The sequence below is a fragment of the Fusicatenibacter sp. genome, from assembly GCF_977045365.1.
On the sequence record NZ_CDRRUH010000041.1, the window covers coordinates 1 to 14,606 of the forward strand.

Below are 14,606 nucleotides of genomic sequence, written 5' to 3' on the forward strand. Positions count from 1 at the left end.
GACTGAAGATTACATCTAAAGGTGTGTCTTTACCTTACTACTTAACATAGTTCCTATCTGCAACATGTCTTTCGACAGTAGCAGTCACTTAGGCTTGAGACCTATTGTTAATCTATAGATAAGAGATTTCGTATGTCCACTTTTATCTATATTTATAAACATATTTCTATGTTTTTGGTTACTTAACAATTAGTCCTCGTGTTGTCTTATCGTGATTGGCTTAACAGTAAATTTTCTGTTCTGTCACCAGCATCTGCGGCAGAATGTCCGTCTCCTCGAACGGCACCGCGTCAAACAGCTGAAACTCAAACGCCGCCGCAACCGTTGTAAACCCTGGATGTGCGGCAAGAAAGCGGTCATAAAATCCTTTTCCATATCCGACTCTGTGGCGCGCCGGATCAAAGGCCACGCCGGGTACCAGCAAAAAGCCCTCTTCCCGCGTGCAGACCTTTCCGCCGTCCGGCTCCATAATGCCAAAATAGCCGGATTTCAGCGTGGAGAAATCTTTGATCTCATAATAAACCATATCGTCGCCTTCCACGCGCGGCACAGCAACCGTCTTTCCCATTTCCAGCGCTTTTTCGATCAGATCCCGCGTCATGACTTCTTTCTTAAAATCCATATACGCAAAAAAGCAGTCCGCATCCAGAAATTCCGGCAGAGCCGTGATTTTTTCATAAATCATACGGCTCTTTTCCTGGATTTCTTCCTGTGTGGCTGCTCTTCTTCGGGCAAAAACTTCTTTTCTAATGTTTCCTTTTGCTTCCATAACGCTCCCCCAGATTTACAATTGTTCCGTCTTTCTCCTGCACATCAATATTGTCGAGCTGGGTACGGAGGTTCATTTTTACGGCTGCAATGTATTCTCTCCGAAGCTTCTGCTGCTCCTCTTTCTCCGCCGGTGTCAGCCCTTCTGCTTTCGCCTTGCGGGCAAGTTCGTTGATTCTCTGTATATTAATTTCCATTTTCTGTATTTTTCTCCTTTGTTTGTTTCAACTCACAGTCGGTATTTTCACGGAGTCTGACATGTCGAAAATAGTTCGACTGTGACTCGCCTCATGTCAGTGGAGGATACCGATTTCTCTCCGCCTGCCACTGCCGTTATGTTTCTTTTAACAATTCATCCCACCGCTTTAGAAGCGAGGGACTCGCTTGATTCGGTTAAATGACCGGATTTTCTCTTTATCTTACCGCAAAACACAGGATCTGTCCAGCCGATCTGAGAAAAATCCTGAAATCCAGCTTTATCACCGGATTTCAGTCTCATCTGCATAATTATCCAAAACAATCAGAACCCATGTTTTTCCAGGATTCAGTTTAATCTCCTCTCCATTGCTGTCCCGGTACTTTGTGACGCCCCACGGATCATCCTTGCTCCATGTCACGTCGATGGCCTTTCCGTTTGTGATATACGTTCCCGTTCCGCCGTTTACCACATCGATATCGAGATATTCCGCATTGTCATCATACTTTTTCCAGGAACAGTACTGCACGATAATGTTCTTCACCGCAAGCTGTTCCTGTGTCATCTCATCGATCTGCGGTTCCCCGAACTGATAACGCAAATACGTGCCGCTCGCCTCATCGTACGAAAACCATGGATTATTGTGGAAATATCCGCCCGGTGCCACATAGGCGGCATTTCGTCCCTGTTCCAGCGTTTCCGGTTCTGTCTCGGATGCAAACTGGAAAAATCCGTCATAACCGTCTTTGTAAGATGTCCGGTAGCCGCAGAGATCGATTCCCGCTGCAATCCCGGCCGCATCCAAATACGCATTGTGCGGCGACGGACGATCCGACGTCCGGTAATACACCTGTTCCGAATACTCCATGCCGTTCACATTGTCTATGTGATCCGATTCGAGCAGCGGAATCGCATACGCCGCCTGTCCATAGTGGTAATACAGAGCGTCAAATCCCGCTGCCAGATACACATAATATTCGCGGCAGCTCCGCACCGATCCGATCTTTTCGAGATCATCATAATTTTCAAACAGCCCCATCAGGCGCGTAATGCCGCCTTCGACCGGCGCTTCATAGATCACTCCCGCACGGCTAATACCGCTCTGCGGGCAGGCGCTGATGATATTGCTCAGCATAACCGCCACCGGGCGCCTTCTTCCCTGTACTTCGGCGACAGGTTCTCCTGTCAGATAACTTTTCACCATACCTTCCGGCAGCGCATCCTCCGCGGGTGTCGGCTCAATCGCTTCCGGAACCAGCGGCTCCGGTGCCGGATCTTCGGTCGGGGCCGGTGGTTCCGCAGCTTTCGTTTCTGTCTTGCTTTCCCCTGCTGTCTCTTCTGAGACATAAGAAGTTCCTGCCGATGCAGTTTCCGGTGCCGTTTCCCCAATTTTCCGGCAGCCGAACAGCATCATGCTTCCCAGCAGAGCAATCCCCAATGTGTAAAACCCTCTCTTTTTGATAAAGACCCCTCCTTTTCTGCTCTCAATCAGTCTCTTGTGATACCGAGACGCTGCAGCACCTCTTCCTGCTTTGCCTCCATCACGGCTGCTTCCTCCGGTGTCATATGATCATAACCCAGAAGATGCAGCATACTGTGTGCAACAAGAAAAGCAAATTCGCGTTTTAAAGAATGACCGTATTCCTCCGCCTGCGCTCTTGCGCGCGCAACAGAAATTACGATATCACCCAGCATCAGCTCACCGCTGTCCGGGTTAAAGCAGTCATCTCCCTCTTCCGTCTCCAGAAAATCGAACGAAGCCGGAGAAGGATAATCTACCATCGGGAAAGAAAGCACGTCTGTCTCCCGGTCAATGTTTCTGTGTTCCCGGTTCATGGTGCGGATATTTTCCGGATCGGTCAGAATCAGTTCTACTTCTGCCTCATACGGGCACGCTTCCTGATCCAGCACACCATTGATTACCGCTGCTGCAACCTCTTCCGGATCAAATCCAAGGTCAAAATCCTGTTCATTTTCAAACGTCAATGTCATTTATTTTCCCTCCGTTTTCTCGTCGTACTTTTTGCTCTGCCGTTATGATTTTCCGGCTTTGCTTTCTTTTCATATTCATCGTAAGCCTGTACAATCTTCTGCACCAGCGGATGACGGACAACATCCTTGCTCGTCAGCTCGCAGAAGGAAATTCCGTCTACTCTTTTCAGTACCTGCATCGCCACATCAAGGCCGGAGCGTGTACCGGAAGGAAGGTCCTTCTGGGAGGCATCTCCGGTAACAATGACTTTTGATCCAAAACCGATACGGGTCAGGAACATTTTCATCTGCGCCGGTGTCGTATTCTGTGCCTCATCGAGGATAATAAACGCATTGTCGAGTGTACGGCCTCGCATATACGCGAGCGGTGCGACCTCGATCAGGCCTTTTTCCATGTTTTTCTGGAAACTCTCTGCTCCCATGATCTGATACAACGCGTCGTAGAGCGGCCGCAGATACGGGTCAATTTTGCTCTGCAGATCTCCCGGCAGGAAACCGAGTTTTTCACCCGCCTCAATCGCCGGACGCGTCAGGATAATACGTCCTACTTCATCGTTTCGGAACGCGGTGATCGCCATCGCCATTGCAAGGTATGTTTTTCCGGTTCCGGCAGGGCCGACGCCGAAGACGATCATCTTTTCCCGAATCGCATCCACGTACGCTTTCTGACCGAGTGTTTTCGGTTTGACCGGACGGCCTGCGACCGTGTGGCAGATGCAATCACTGTCGATTTCCGCAAGGCTGCTTCCGCTGTCCTCCATAACAAGTGAGATTGCATAATTGACGTTCTGTGTGGTGATATCATTTCCGCGGCGTGAGAGCTCCAGAAGCTGTGTCAGACATTCCTTTGCGCGCGCTGCATTCGATGCCGGGCCTACAATTTTTAAAACACCGTCCCGGGAGATCAGCGTAACCGCCAGGGATCTTTCCAGAATTTTGATGTGTTCATCAAACTGGCCGAATACTTTCTTTTCATGTTCGATGGGCAGTTCCATCTGCAGTTCTATCATGTTGTTATTGCTGTTCATCTACCATTGTTTCCTTTCCATCCGACATCTTCTGCATTTCGCAGGGCTGTGCTTCTACGGCCCGTTCTATCACGCGAAGTGTCCCTTTTGTGATACATGACGTATCGTTAAGTTCTATTGTAACATGATTCTCCGATATTTGAAGTCCTTTTTCTGATAAATTTCTGCGGAATTTCTGAAAATTCTGCGAGGCTTTTTCTTTTGCCTCGTGTTCTGAGTAGGTTTCTTTCTGAACTTCAAACGGAAATTTCCGGCGGTAGCCGAAATAAAACGGAAGGGCAAAGTTTTCTGTCAGATAGAGCTGCTGAAGGGACACTTCCTCGTCTGCTCCATTTTCCCTTTTCTCTGTTTTCTGATCCGCCGTTCCGGTCATGCTCCGCAAACTCTCCACAAAATTCTCCGGCAGCAGATTTCCAAGGAAAAATCGGTAAGCAGAAATCTGGAATACCGGCGTTTTTTTCTCTGCTTTCTGATATGTCCGTACCGTATGGGAAAGCGGAAAGGTATCATAATAGTACCACGTCGTCTCAAGGTCAATATCCGCGTCTGCGTGAACATAAGAATAATCATACGTTTCCCCACTGTCATTCATAAGCGGAATCTCGCCCTTTACAAGAATGTCTCCCGCCTGACATGTATCACCGGGGAGCACCTGCGGAATGCCGTTCCGTGTGATAATACGCACGACCGTCCCTTCTTTTTTCGCCACAAGATTCTGCGGATCATCTGCTTTTTCTTCGATCACATAGCCGTCTACGTTTTCTTTTACCGCAAGGACAAGCTGCGTCCCTTCTATTTTTGCGGACACCCAGGTCAGATTCGGAAACTGCTCCCGCAGATACGATGCGGTCTGGCTGCAGTCCACACGTTTTTTCCAGCTTCCATGATGAATCCCGGCCGCGTCAAGGCTGTTTAAGATCGTCTGCGTACTGTTCGCGTAATTTCCTTCCACATGAATATTCCAGATGAACTGCGACAGCGTGTAAAGTCCCGCCAGGCAGAGAAAAATGCCAATAAAAAATGCCTTTCTTTTTAAACTTCGCCGGTAAAAGAAAGGCAGTCCCTGTTTTTTCTGTATTCGGATGCGCACACCGCTCTTGCGGCGGATCGGCAGGAGGCGGAAAAAATCTTCCGGCAGAAGGCTCATCTCAAAACAGCCCTGGTGTTCTGTCACGTCCCACAGTGTGATGTTATGGTGCCCGCACAGATTGAAAAAACGCTCCGGTTCACGGCCCATCACACGAATCCGCACACTGCCTTTCCAGAAAGCCTTTCCCCTCTGCAAACGCACACCCCCTTTTCAACATTGGAATGATTGGAATCATTACACTTATTGAAACGTCACCTGATCGATTCTCCCTTCCACCCGCATCTCCTCCCCGGAATACGAAACAATCCGGATTCCCTCTCCCACAAGGAGCAGCCTGCCATATTGTGTAAGCACGCAGAGGCGGCACGCATTATATTCCAGAATCCTGCGGTAATTTTCAATCTGCACTTCTCTCCCGCCGTAAAACGTCACAACCGGCTCGCCAAAGGCAAGATCCGAAGGAACCTGCATCGCCGAAAGCAGCTCCCCGCCCGGCGGATGGAGCGATTTTTTCTGCTTTTTCTTTTTTCGCATCCAAAACCTCCTCCGCTTTGCGGGTCTGCTTTTTATTCTATCGCTATTTTATGCAGAAAAAAGCACAAAAATACCCTGCAGCCGCTAGGGTTTCCTGCCCGATCAGGCTGCGGGGTTTCATTTCCCTTTTAAAAACATTTTTTGCAGGGTTCATACCCCTGGGCTTCTGCATTTTCTCTCGTCATCTGATATGCCCGATCCGGATTCATTCTGCCGCAGTTATTTTTGTTATGGTACTTCGATCCGGTCTCTGAAATCCAGACGAGCTGTCCGCCATACAGATCCGATTCCTGCGGTGCTTCCGTTACCTGCGGTTCTTCGGCAGTCACTGCCGGCTGTTTTTACAGCGAAATCCTCTACTGTAAATACGCTTGAAAGAATGGAAAATTACATCGCAGATTACGATTCTTTATAGAAAATCATGCTGAACCATACGACCATATGCTCGCCGAGGTAATAATCCATCATATTTTTTTCAATCAGGTTTGCAACAACAATGCCATGGCTCTCGATGCACGGATGCATCAGCTCAAGATGGCGGCAGCCGCCTCTCGGATAGGTACATTTTTCGCAGAGCTGACAGGAATCGGAGGAGAGTGCGAACGTGAGCAGCGTTTTATCTTTCAAATGCTGTTCGATTTCGCGTGTGATTTTTTCGTGCTCCGATTTTGTTTTTAATGTCTCATCCATATCCATGATATTGTCCACTTCTGCGATGCTGGAGAAGAACAGCACATGATCGTAGTTCATGCAGCGCTCCTTACATACCTCGACAGTGCCGACCGCCGGCGGGCAGGACCAGGAGGCTCCGTAGCGGGAGCACTCCTTTTTGCAGATCTGGCGGACCCGGTCATTGAATTCGATGTCCTCCGGTTTTACAAATGCATACTGATAGATAGGAAACTGGGTAATATATTCTTCGATTTCTGTCTGTGTCATTTTGTCATCCCTTCTCTTTTGTTACAGATCTTTTTCCAGAAAAGCAAATACCATATTCCAGTACGTCTGGAGCATGCGCCCTCTGGTTCCAAACAATTCATGCTTTGCGCCCGGTACTTTTACCATTTTTGCCATACCGGGACGGCGTTCTGCCATTTTCCGGATCATCCGCTCCTGGGCACGGTTGGACACAAGATGATCGTTCTCCGCCTGAAATAAAAGGACAGGAGCCTCGATCCGTTTCCATCCGCTCCGCATCAGATCGCGGTACAGATGTGCGGCGGCATGGAGCCATCCGTAAGAAGCGGCATTTAGGTGATACAGCGGCTCTTTTTCCCGCTTCTGCTGGTAATAGAGAAAGCGCGGACGGGAGAGGGACGAACTTTGTTTAAAGCTTTCGATTCCCTGGTATGGTTTCTGTCCTACCACATACTGTGTGCCTCGTTCTGTGGCATAGGCAAAAGCTGCGATCCGTTTTGCATCGGCGAACGGCACTTTTCCGGTCAGCGGACGGATCATCGGCGAACTCAAGACCACTTTCCGGAACAGATGCGGCGCTTTGGCGGCCGCTGCTGCTGCGATTCCTCCGCCCATCGAGTGAGAATAGAGAACGAGCGGAAGACCGCATGCCTCTGCTTTTGCTTTTCGTGCAACAAAGAGCAGATCTTCTACATAACGATGGTAGGAATCGACATAAACAAGCGACGGATCATCCACCAGACGGTAGCTCTTTCCGTGGCCGCAGTGTTCCGGCAGATAAACATGAAAATGCTCTTTGATAAAATAATACACGATCTCTTTATATTTCTCTGCATTTTCCGTAAAACCGTGTGAGATTACAACAACACCTCTCGGGCGGAACGCACGGTAACGAAGAACATGAATCGGATGACTGCTCTCCCTTTCCCAGTAAAATTCTTCTGCATGAGCGGCGAGATACGGCTCCACACCATTCTGCATCCGCTCCGCATAATTTTTTTCCTGTAATACGCGTGTTCTCATTAGCAAATCACCTGCTTTCATCCAGATACGAAAGGATATCCTGAAGGTTGTCAATGGTGCAGTCCGGGGTCACTCCGATTTTGTTCGGAAGATGATCCGGGTTGTACCAGCAGGTCAGGATTCCTGCATTTTTTCCACCGCGGATATCACTTGTGAGGGAGTCGCCGACGATCACAACCTCATCCGGTGCGTAACTTCCGATTTCGTTCCACACCGCATCAAAAAAAGCCTTCTGCGGCTTGTCCACACCGACCTGCTCCGAGATAAAAACACCGTCCAGAAGCTGGTCAAGTCCGGAAAGACGGAGTTTGCGCTCCTGTGCAACAGTGGTTCCATTTGTTACTGCATACTGTTTTACGGCAGATTTCAGCTGTTTTACCAGTTCATCTCCGTGGTCGCAGAAGAAAGCCTTATCACCGAGGCGGATCTGGTATTCATCATTGAAATCTTTTACCTGATCCGTCGGAAGCCCTTCCGATTCAAAAAATTCATGGAACCGTCCAAGCATCACCTGTTCTCTCGTAAGCTCTCCCGTCTCCAGCCGCTCCCAGTAGCCGCGGTTGATCACACTGTAGCGCTGCAGCATTTCGTCTGTGCAGGTTCCCATATGAAACTTGTTGAAACAGTAATCAATTGCATACCGTTCCGACATCTTAAAATTCAGAAGTGTTCCGTCGATGTCCCATAAAATTACTTTTATCAAAGAGAAATCCTCCCTTGGTTTCATTTGTATTTTCCAATTATCTGTTTTTCATTCTAGCATAGATTACAAATACGATCAATTGTATTTTAGGCATTGTATCTTTTGAGAAAAAGTGCTACGATAAAAAAGAATTTCTGTGAAAAAGAAAAGGAAGGAAGAAACACTATGAAATTTACTTATCCAGCCGTTTTTCATAAAACCGAACAGGGAACCTACGAAGGTTATTTTCCAGATCTCGCCTGCTGCTATGCAAAAGGGGATACCCTCGACGAGGCGCTGGAAGATGCCATTCACTCCGCCTATGACTGGATCTCTCTGGAACTGACGGAAGAAGAACCTGATTTTCCGCCGGTATCGGATGTGGCAGATCTCGGGAAAAGCGAAGGTGAAATTGCAAGAAATATTGCCGTCAACATCCGGCTTTTTGAGGGATGGGACGAATAAGTTCAAAAAAGAGAAAGAAAACCGTATTGCTGCGATATTCGAAACGCGGCGATACGGTTTTCTTTTTATCTCTTCCAGGTTTTCAGCATCTCTTTTTCTTCTTTGCTGATCCGCAGCGACTCTCTGATTTTCTGAATTGTTTTGTTATGTGTCCAGTCATCGAGACTGTTTTCTTTCAGCAGTTTCTGTGTCTTTTCCGGAAAATGAATATAACAGATCGATACCGCCCAGGCGACGGCCATTTTTACGTAATAGCCATCGTGATGAATCTTTTTCATCTCCTCCAGCACAGCATCGATATACGCTTCGTTGATAAAAAAGTCCAGCAGACACACAACACCAAACCGGATTTCATATTCCCGGCTGCTTTTCAGCCATTTCTGCAGATATCCATACCAATACTCCTGGTCTTTCTTCATAAAATGGTACGTTGCACAGGAGCTGTCACAGATTCCCCAGCTGTTGATCATCGGCACGAAGCGGTCCAGTTCTGCCGTCTGTTCTTCACGGGTCAGCTTTCCGTAGCCGATCATCATTCCGCGGATCAGAAGTTCCTCGTAGACTTCCGGATTAAACTGTTCGGTATAAACTTCATAGTGGTCTCTTGCTGTCGCTTTTGCAATCCGTCGCGAAACCGGAATGCGGACACCAAGAATCCGACAGTTCTGTCCCGGAACAAGAGAGCTGTGAAATTCCCGGTATTTTGCATCTATATTGCTTTCCAGTTCTGCCCGAATGGCCTGCATTACTTCCTGTTCCATATGATTTCCCCTCTCTTTTCTTTCTCTTTTCTTTCTCTTTAAGATGTTTTACACGCTTTTTACAAATGTTTAACCCTGTTATTTCTGCACTTCTGATAAGATAAAATTAAAGTAAACGATAACATCCACCCTGCCAAATGCCAGATCTTTTCCGGCTGAAAGGTGAGTCTTATGAGAAAGAAATATACATTTTTTCAAAATATCCCATTCCTGTGCAAATTTCAGAAGCAGCCAGCCCTTGCAGAAGAAGCGCCAGTTGTTTCCACAACGCTGTCTATTCCGTTTTCCGGACCCGCAGAAAGATCCTTATATTTTACCGAAAACCCGGATTTTACCGCTCCCTCTGCCGGTATCCATTCCCGTCGTTTTCCGGGAAGCCGGATCTTTCTATATTCCAGCGATCCCGGGCACGATCTTGCGGCAGTTCCATCCTCTCTTTTCGATGTGCTGCACCGCTATTTTGCCGTCCATTCACCGGATGATGTCGTTTTATGGAAAGATGGCATTCTCTCCTTCCAGACCATGGAAAATCAGCCGCAGCCGTTGACTGCTCTTTGTGCACCGGATGATGCACGGGATTCCAAAATCATTCCGTTCCCCACAATGTCAGAACGGCAGCGCATTTCACAGTAACTGCTATAGCCCAACCAGCAGGAGCATGATGGAAAATACCCCTTTCCGTCATGCTCCATTTTTTACTCAATTCCGAGAATTCCACTAATCCGCTCTTTCGAAAGCCCCGCGCCGATTACAATCAGCACTTCCTGGCTCGCCGGCACTGCCTGGAATGTCATCTGTTCCCGCGTCGCATTGATTTCGCTCCACTCACATTCGCCCGTTTTTACAATTCCCTTGATTCGGAATACATTTCCGCACGCCGGATCCGCAAAGATTGCTTCTGCCGCCTTTTTCAGCGCATCCTCTGTAATCTTAGGCTCCAGAAAACAGAGTGAATCAAACGTCTGCTGCTCGCCGAAATCCAGCTTCCTGTAATCTTCCGAACGGTAACTGCATTCGGAGAGCATTTTGAAATCATCCTCTGTCAGATCATCCCAGTTTTTCTGTAAAATTTCTGCATCAGAAAACTGTCTTCTGCAGCCTGCCTGCTCGAGCGTGCGGTTCAGATGGGCAATCGTTTCTTCTTTCTTTTCTTCCGAAACATTCTGTACTTTGCTCAGCACGATTTTACCAGCGTTCGCCGCCTCGGAAGCCAGCAGATACTCTTCTTCCTCCGACAGCTTCTCATCGAGCCCGGCATCCAGAATCGTGATGACGCTTCCCGCCTCATACCAGCGGTTCAGCGGCTCGTCATACAGCGTGTCAAAGAACTCATCCACATCGTAAATCCCCGACGGTTCCACGAGAATGCGGTCGTAGCCGCTCATGCCCATCGAGATCAGTTTCGTGCGGAATCGTCTGCGGTGTGTCTCTTTGTCGCATCCGCCGGAAATCATCTCCAGCTCGCACTGATCGCCGCGCAGTTCCTGCAGAAGCAGCATATCCACATTGACTGCCCCAAAATCATTCTCCAGGATGCCGATGTTCTTTCCCTGTGTCATCAGATACTTTGCGTACTGTTTCAAAAAAGTCGTCTTCCCTGAGCCAAGGAAGCCTGTAATCAGATCAATTTTAATCATTTCTGCTGTCCTTTCTGCTGTCTTTTTCCGTCTGCAGCCTGCGGAGCTTCGAACACTCTATTTTCGTCTGCGCTCTTTGCCGGTAAATGTATCGATGTCTATGCGCCATACGGCAACGCGCTCCACCATCTCCGGCAGAAAAGCGATCTTCGCCTCCGGTGCGATATGCGCCATGATTTTTTCCAGGCCTTTCTTCTTTACCTCCGGATCTGTCACCTCCGTGATGGTTCCGTTTCCCATGATACTGCGGTACGCATAGGAATACGCGCACGTATAGTCACCTGTAATCACTTCATGGTTGTAATCCATCTCCACCGCCACGCGCGGATCCGCTGCAAATGCAGCCGCCTTCCGCCCTTCTTTTGCCCCATGCAGGTACAGACAGACGTGAAGAGTTCCATCTTCTTCCCGGACATCATATCCATAATTCATCGGCACGATAAACATGCCTTCCTCATCCATCGCCCCGATCCGCACAACCTCGCAGCTTTCCAGAATTTCTCTTAAAATTTCAGGATCTGTAATCTCCCGCTTTTTTAAACGCATTTCACGCATCGCAATCACACCTCTCTTATTCGCAGCTATTTATGATATGGCTCCCCGCAGTTAATGCGGTAGCTCCGGTAAATCTGTTCCAGCAGAATAACCCGCATCAACTGATGCGGAAATGTCATTTTCGAAAAACTGAGCGCATAGTTCGAACGCTTCAGAACTTCCTCGCCAAGCCCTAAGGAACCACCGATCACAAAAATAATATGGCTCGTTCCCTGCACGCCGAGCGTATCTATTTTCTGGGCCAGCTCCTCGGATGTGAGCTGTTTTCCCTTAATTTCCAATGTAATCAGATAAGCGTCATCCCGGATATATTTGAGAAGGCGCTCTGCTTCTTTGGTTTTGATATTTGTCTCTACGGTTTCACTCGCGTTGTCCGGTGTCTTTTCATCCGCCACCTCGATAATTTCCAGCTTTGCATAGCGGCTGAGGCGTTTGGAATACTCGGCAATCGCATCCCGTAAATATTTTTCTTTGATTTTTCCTACTGTCAATACTGTAATTTTCATTCTAAATTTTTTAACCCTTTCGGATATCTGTCAAAAACACCAAAAGCCATATAGATCACTTTTTGTCCGCGTCTATATGGCTTTTAGTTTAGAAAAGCAATGCCTTATGCATTTTTGCTTTTGATATACTCATCAATTCCTTTAGCTCCGGCTTTTCCGGCACCCATAGCAAGGATAACGGTTGCTGCACCTGTTACAGCGTCACCGCCGGCGTAAACGCCCTCTTTGCTGGTCTTTCCGGTTTCTTCCTCAGCTACGATACATTTTCTTCTGTTGACATCCAGACCGTAGGTGGTGGAAGAAATCAGCGGGTTCGGGGAAGTACCAAGAGACATGATAACTTCGTCTACTTCAATTTCGAACTCAGATCCTGGAATCTCAACCGGTCTTCTTCTTCCGGAAGCGTCCGGCTCGCCAAGCTCCATGCGGATGCAGCGGATACCGGTTACCCAGTCTTTGTCGTCGGTCAGAATTTCTACCGGGTTGGTCAGAAGGTCGAAGATGATACCTTCCTCTTTTGCATGATGAACTTCCTCTGCACGGGCCGGAAGCTCTGCCTCAGAACGACGGTAGATAACGTGTACCTCTGCGCCGAGACGAAGTGCGGTTCTTGCAGCGTCCATGGCTACGTTGCCGCCGCCGACTACAGCAACTTTCTTGCCGTGTGCGATCGGGGTATCGTAATCATCGCGGAATGCTTTCATCAGGTTGTTTCTGGTCAGGAACTCGTTTGCGGAGAATACGCCGTTTGCGTTCTCGCCCGGGATTCCCATGAACATCGGAAGACCTGCACCGGAACCGATGAATACAGCTTCAAATCCTTCGTCTTTTAACAGCTCGTCAATAGTAACGGATTTTCCGATGATAACGTTGGTCTCGATTTTAACACCGAGAGATTTTACGTTCTCGATTTCAGCGGCAACTACTTTGTCTTTCGGAAGACGGAACTCCGGAATACCATAGCTTAATACACCGCCGGCTTTGTGAAGTGCCTCGAAGATGGTTACATCGTAGCCAAGTTTTGCAAGGTCTCCTGCGCAGGTAAGACCTGCAGGGCCGGAACCGATAACCGCGATCTTGTGACCGTTTTTCTCTGCTGCCGGAACCGGTTTGATACCGTTTTCTTTTGCCCAGTCAGCAACGAAACGCTCCAGTTTACCGATGGAAACAGCGTCGCCTTTGATTCCGCGGACACATTTGCCCTCGCACTGGCTCTCCTGCGGACATACACGGCCGCAGACTGCAGGGAGTGCACTGGACTCACCGATAATTTTGTATGCTTCCTCGAAGTTTCCTTCTTTTACCTGTGCAATGAATGCCGGAATGTTGATATTAACCGGGCATCCTGTGATACATTTTGCATTTTTACAGCCCAAGCAGCGCTGTGCTTCTTCTACTGCTTCGTCTTTGTTGTATCCGAGACATACCTCGTCAAAATTTGTGGCACGTACCTTCGGCTCCTGCTCACGTACCGGTACTCTGTTTAATCCCTTTGCCATTATTTGTCACCTCCGCACTGGCCGCATCCACCGTGATGGGTTGCGCCTTCCTGGTATCTTAAGAGAGCTCTTCCCTCTTCTGTCTTGTACATCTGCTGACGTTTCATAGCCAGGTCGAAGTCTACCAGATGACCGTCAAACTCCGGTCCGTCTACGCAGGCAAATTTTACTTCATTGCCTACCATTAGACGACAGGCACCGCACATACCGGTTCCGTCTACCATGATCGGGTTCATGCTGACAACGGTCGGGATGTTCAGTTCTTTTGTCAGAAGACATACGAATTTCATCATGATCATCGGTCCGATGGCAACACAGACATCATACTGTTTGCCCTGGTTCTGTACAAGGTCGCGGAGTACATCGGTACCCATACCTTTTCTTACGTAAGAACCATCGTCTGTGGTTATGTACAGATTGCTGACAGCAGACATTTCTTTCTCGAGAATCACGAGATCTTTTGTTTTTGCTCCGACAATGGCGTCAGCAGTGATTCCATGCTCATGCAGCCATTTTAACTGCGGGTAAACCGGTGCAGTTCCAACACCGCCGGCTACGAATACGATCCGTTTTTTCTTCAGCTCTTCGATATCTTCGCTGCAGAACTCGGACGGCTGTCCCAGAGGTCCTACGAAATCCATGAAAGCATCTCCCGCTTTGAGATCTTTCATTTTTTTTGTAGATTCTCCGATCGGCATGAATACGATGGTGATAGTTCCTGCTTCTCTGTCGTAATCACAAATGGTCAGAGGAATTCTTTCTCCTTCTTCATCTGCCTTGACAATAACAAACTGTCCAGGGAGGCAGTGCTGTGCTACTCGCGGTGCTTCTACTACCATACGGTAGATGTTATTCGCGAGCATTTCCGCTTCTTGAATCTTGTACATAATATCCTCCTAATCTTGTTAGAAATATTTTAACAAAAGCACGACTTGGATTTTCGCGCATTTTA

The 14,606-nt window shown here is 48.2% G+C and carries 19 protein-coding genes; 2 read left to right on the plus strand and 17 right to left on the minus strand.

Translation table 11 applies throughout. The annotated features are described in order from the left end of the window. Window positions 1–220: 220 nt before the first annotated feature. The 11 genes from ACY2VW_RS09665 to ACY2VW_RS09715 form a co-directional block, all read right to left on the minus strand. Window positions 221–769 (minus strand): 5-formyltetrahydrofolate cyclo-ligase, encoded by a 549-nt coding sequence (locus ACY2VW_RS09665; RefSeq protein WP_461877933.1) that lies wholly within the window; start codon window positions 767–769, stop codon window positions 221–223. Beyond that, window positions 747–965: a DUF896 domain-containing protein gene (locus ACY2VW_RS09670; protein ID WP_055267865.1), complete on the minus strand. Its 219-nt coding sequence runs from the start codon at window positions 963–965 to the stop codon at window positions 747–749. Before ACY2VW_RS09670 ends, ACY2VW_RS09665 begins: the two co-directional genes overlap by 23 nt. Before the next feature lie 282 nt (window positions 966–1,247). After that, window positions 1,248–2,402: a DUF3048 domain-containing protein gene (locus tag ACY2VW_RS09675; protein ID WP_461877934.1), complete on the minus strand. Its 1,155-nt coding sequence runs from the start codon at window positions 2,400–2,402 to the stop codon at window positions 1,248–1,250. Between the two features lie 50 nt (window positions 2,403–2,452). Further along, window positions 2,453–2,956, minus strand: coding sequence for an rRNA maturation RNase YbeY (gene ybeY / locus ACY2VW_RS09680; protein WP_117805406.1), 504 nt, complete (start codon window positions 2,954–2,956; stop codon window positions 2,453–2,455). After that, window positions 2,953–3,984, minus strand: coding sequence for a PhoH family protein (locus ACY2VW_RS09685; RefSeq protein WP_461877935.1), 1,032 nt, complete (start codon window positions 3,982–3,984; stop codon window positions 2,953–2,955). The genes ybeY and ACY2VW_RS09685 overlap by 4 nt, the downstream gene beginning before the upstream one ends. Beyond that, entirely contained in the window at window positions 3,971–5,269 is a 1,299-nt protein-coding gene (locus tag ACY2VW_RS09690) for a sporulation protein YqfD (RefSeq protein ID WP_461877936.1), read from the minus strand. Before ACY2VW_RS09690 ends, ACY2VW_RS09685 begins: the two co-directional genes overlap by 14 nt. A gap of 45 nt (window positions 5,270–5,314) precedes the next feature. Further along, window positions 5,315–5,608 carry a YabP/YqfC family sporulation protein gene (locus tag ACY2VW_RS09695; RefSeq protein WP_022462556.1) on the minus strand — a complete coding sequence of 98 codons (294 nt, stop codon included), beginning with the start codon at window positions 5,606–5,608 and terminating at the stop codon, window positions 5,315–5,317. Window positions 5,609–5,736: 128 nt separating this feature from the next. Next, a complete protein-coding gene (locus ACY2VW_RS09700) occupies window positions 5,737–5,937 on the minus strand; it encodes a hypothetical protein (protein ID WP_461877937.1) in 201 nt (66 codons plus the stop codon). 70 nt (window positions 5,938–6,007) lie between these two features. Continuing rightward, window positions 6,008–6,547 carry a DUF2284 domain-containing protein gene (locus tag ACY2VW_RS09705; RefSeq protein WP_461877938.1) on the minus strand — a complete coding sequence of 180 codons (540 nt, stop codon included), beginning with the start codon at window positions 6,545–6,547 and terminating at the stop codon, window positions 6,008–6,010. 21 nt (window positions 6,548–6,568) lie between these two features. Beyond that, entirely contained in the window at window positions 6,569–7,549 is a 981-nt protein-coding gene (locus tag ACY2VW_RS09710) for an alpha/beta fold hydrolase (protein ID WP_461877939.1), read from the minus strand. A 7-nt stretch (window positions 7,550–7,556) separates the two neighbouring features. Further along, a complete protein-coding gene (locus tag ACY2VW_RS09715; RefSeq protein ID WP_461877940.1) occupies window positions 7,557–8,252 on the minus strand; it encodes a YjjG family noncanonical pyrimidine nucleotidase in 696 nt (231 codons plus the stop codon). Window positions 8,253–8,417: 165 nt separating this feature from the next. Here ACY2VW_RS09715 and ACY2VW_RS09720 point away from each other — a divergent pair, with 165 nt between their 5' ends. Next, window positions 8,418–8,696 (plus strand): type II toxin-antitoxin system HicB family antitoxin, encoded by a 279-nt coding sequence (locus tag ACY2VW_RS09720; RefSeq protein ID WP_055228190.1) that lies wholly within the window; start codon window positions 8,418–8,420, stop codon window positions 8,694–8,696. Window positions 8,697–8,761: 65 nt separating this feature from the next. Here the strand turns inward: ACY2VW_RS09720 and ACY2VW_RS09725 are convergent, their stop codons facing one another. Continuing rightward, the gene (locus tag ACY2VW_RS09725; protein ID WP_461877941.1) at window positions 8,762–9,457 is read right to left on the minus strand and encodes a DNA alkylation repair protein; all 696 of its coding nucleotides are present in this window, start codon (window positions 9,455–9,457) and stop codon (window positions 8,762–8,764) included. A 171-nt stretch (window positions 9,458–9,628) separates the two neighbouring features. Here ACY2VW_RS09725 and ACY2VW_RS09730 point away from each other — a divergent pair, with 171 nt between their 5' ends. Beyond that, a complete protein-coding gene (locus ACY2VW_RS09730) occupies window positions 9,629–10,090 on the plus strand; it encodes a hypothetical protein (protein WP_461877942.1) in 462 nt (153 codons plus the stop codon). A gap of 62 nt (window positions 10,091–10,152) precedes the next feature. Here the strand turns inward: ACY2VW_RS09730 and ACY2VW_RS09735 are convergent, their stop codons facing one another. The 5 genes from ACY2VW_RS09735 to ACY2VW_RS09755 all read right to left on the minus strand — a co-directional run bounded on the left by ACY2VW_RS09735 (window position 10,153) and on the right by ACY2VW_RS09755 (window position 14,541). Next, window positions 10,153–11,094, minus strand: a complete 942-nt coding sequence (locus tag ACY2VW_RS09735; protein WP_461877943.1) for a GTP-binding protein — start codon at window positions 11,092–11,094, stop codon at window positions 10,153–10,155. 57 nt (window positions 11,095–11,151) lie between these two features. After that, window positions 11,152–11,649, minus strand: coding sequence for a pyridoxamine 5'-phosphate oxidase family protein (locus ACY2VW_RS09740; protein WP_022462564.1), 498 nt, complete (start codon window positions 11,647–11,649; stop codon window positions 11,152–11,154). 26 nt (window positions 11,650–11,675) lie between these two features. Then, entirely contained in the window at window positions 11,676–12,155 is a 480-nt protein-coding gene (gene rlmH / locus ACY2VW_RS09745) for a 23S rRNA (pseudouridine(1915)-N(3))-methyltransferase RlmH (protein ID WP_461877944.1), read from the minus strand. 104 nt (window positions 12,156–12,259) lie between these two features. Then, window positions 12,260–13,654, minus strand: a complete 1,395-nt coding sequence (gene gltA / locus ACY2VW_RS09750; RefSeq protein WP_022462566.1) for an NADPH-dependent glutamate synthase — start codon at window positions 13,652–13,654, stop codon at window positions 12,260–12,262. Then, window positions 13,654–14,541, minus strand: a complete 888-nt coding sequence (locus ACY2VW_RS09755) for a sulfide/dihydroorotate dehydrogenase-like FAD/NAD-binding protein (protein ID WP_055217977.1) — start codon at window positions 14,539–14,541, stop codon at window positions 13,654–13,656. The genes gltA and ACY2VW_RS09755 overlap by 1 nt, the downstream gene beginning before the upstream one ends. Window positions 14,542–14,606 lie beyond the last annotated feature (65 nt).